General features: G+C 26.8%; 3 protein-coding genes. All 3 read left to right on the top strand.

Annotated features, from left to right (window positions below; translation table 11 throughout):
- Positions 1–98 precede the first annotated feature (98 nt).
- Positions 99–809, top strand: coding sequence for a class I SAM-dependent methyltransferase (locus EAH69_RS13795; protein ID WP_121935798.1), 711 nt, complete (start codon positions 99–101; stop codon positions 807–809).
- A gap of 216 nt (positions 810–1,025) precedes the next feature.
- On the top strand, positions 1,026–1,724 hold the full coding sequence (locus EAH69_RS13790) for a hypothetical protein (protein ID WP_121935797.1): 699 nt from the start codon (positions 1,026–1,028) through the stop codon (positions 1,722–1,724).
- 200 nt (positions 1,725–1,924) lie between these two features.
- The gene (locus tag EAH69_RS13785; protein WP_230466840.1) at positions 1,925–2,362 is read left to right on the top strand and encodes a DUF4844 domain-containing protein; all 438 of its coding nucleotides are present in this window, start codon (positions 1,925–1,927) and stop codon (positions 2,360–2,362) included.
- Positions 2,363–2,372: the final 10 nt, after the last annotated feature.

Raw genomic sequence — 2,372 nt, 5'->3', positions numbered from 1 at the left:
AGTTCGTGACGAATTGAACTTCGTTCAATTTCTTTCCGTTCTTCGCAAAATACCCGGCTCGTTGTGTGCAATCACTCCAAAACCCGTCATAATAACAAATGAATAACATTTACGAACCCGAATTTGTCAAAAAATTGTTTAACCAAATGTCAAGTTCGTATGAAAGAATGAATTATATAACTTCATTTGGTTTTTCAATTCGATGGAGAAAACAATTTCTAAACAAGTTAGGAAAATCTCAAGAAAAATTAAATGTGATTGATTTACTTTCAGGCTTAGGAGAAAATTGGACATTTCTAAAACATAATTTTCCAAACTCAAATTTTTATGCTTTGGATTTTTCAGAGAATATGATAAATCATTCAACAGAAAAAGGGAAAAAAGTATTTCAAAACAAACTAAATCTAATTTGTGATAATATGCTTGAAAATAAGTTGGAATCTAACAGTTTCGATATAATTTCATGTGCATACGGATTAAAAACTTTTAATGAAGATCAAATTAAGATTATAGCAAAAGAAGTTCACCGAATATTAAAACCAAATGGAAAATTTAGTTTCGTAGAAGTTTCAAAACCGAAAAATAAAGTACTACTCTATTTTTATAGTTTTTATTTGGGAAAAATAATTCCAATTTTGGGAAAAATATTTTTAGGAAATCCTGAAGACTACAAAATGCTATGGATTTACACAAAGCAATTTCAAAATTCTAAAAAAGTAAAAGAAATTTTTGAAAAACATAATCTAAAAGTAAACCTTGATGAATATTTTGGAGGTTGCGCAACTGGAATTAATGGAAAAAAATTGTGACTGCACATAACATTGTATTGGCAAAATGCGGGGTTTAAAGCGAAATTGAACTTTTTGTAATATTTATCCGCCAATATTTTCCAATTCCACATTTTTGATTAACTTAGTTCCATTGAAAAAATATTGGCTACGATTGGTCTGGACTTGAACTTTCGTTCAAATTAAGCCCGCACTTCGCCAATACTTTTTCCGTTAGCAGAAATTTTCATCAAAATTATGACAAAAGAAAATATTTTTGAATTATTAGAATATTCGAATAACCAAATAATTAATACAAATCATTCTAAATATGAAATCAAAAATATTTTAGAAAATTTGAGAAGTATTCTAGAATATTGTGCAGAATATATTAACAATAAATTAATGCTCAAAAAAAATAGAATTTATTTTCCTTATGGTGATAGTCAAGTAAAATTTGATGAACAAGTATTAAAAAACTTCGGAAATATTAAATCTACTAACCCTAAATTATATTCGTTAATAGAAAATTTACAATCATACAAATCAAAAAATAACTGGCTAACTGTATTATGTTTAGCAACAAATGAAGTAAAACATAAAAAACCATTGGAATTAAAAGAAGAGATTACAGAAAAACAAATAATAAATGATTTAGATATTCCAGGTATAAAAATTCCACAATTTTTCATTGACCAAATTAATTCTAATAAATTAAAAATAGAAATTAGTGGTTGTACATTTAACAATTTACCTATGGACGATTTTACTATTGAAAATGGTAATTTGCAAACTCATAAAGATGGTTTTATATCTCCATTTTATAATTTTGAAATAATTGATAATAAAAATTTCCTCTTGCAAGATTATAATTTTGATTTGAAAGAATTACTTAATACCTGTTATATTAATATATTTAATTTTTGCGAAGAATTATTCAAAGAAAACTTCTGCTAACATAGGTTTTGCAAAAAACGGGCTGAAAGTAAACTTTCAACCTATGTTTTTTCCTCCCGCAAAATTGCTTTTACAATAACAATCAACTAATTTCGTTATAACAAAGCAATTTGCTTGAACGTACGAAATTGAACTGCCGTTCAACTTCTCCCCGTTCTTCGCAAATCCTATAAACGTTACATGCAATTTTACCAAACATCGTGTATAAAATTAAATACTTTACAATAATTCTATTTTTATCTACAATTATTTCTTGTGGACAAAAAGAAATTAAAACGCCTACAAATTCTGAAAATATGTTTGAAAACTTTATTTCTAAAGATAAATTCAAAGAAGAAACAGCTATCTTTTATCCTGGTTTATCAGATGAAAAATTAAAACCAGTTCTAACTGAATTGATAAATAAATCTGCTGAAGATTTTCAAAAAATCGCTCAAAAAGGAAACGCAACTGAAGAAGAATATCAAAACGCAATCGAAAATGGATTAAATCGTTTTTCTTCAATTTATCTTGAGCTTGATACCGAAGACAGAGAGCGAATTTGCACTTATTATGAAGAATTAATGGATATTGTAGGACTTGAAAGTTCAGGTGGACATTTAAATAATTTTATGTATGGATTTGATCCTTCAAAATAAAAACTGCATG

This window comes from Faecalibacter macacae (assembly GCF_003687725.1).
GTDB lineage: Bacteria > Bacteroidota > Bacteroidia > Flavobacteriales > Weeksellaceae > Empedobacter > Empedobacter macacae.
This window is presented reverse-complemented; position numbering and strand designations above follow the sequence as displayed.

Coding starts and splice junctions, on each gene's coding strand:
- EAH69_RS13795 (WP_121935798.1), top strand. CDS start 99: ATGAATAACATTTACGAACCCGAATTTGTCAAAAAATTGTTTAACCAA.
- EAH69_RS13790 (WP_121935797.1), top strand. CDS start 1,026: ATGACAAAAGAAAATATTTTTGAATTATTAGAATATTCGAATAACCAA.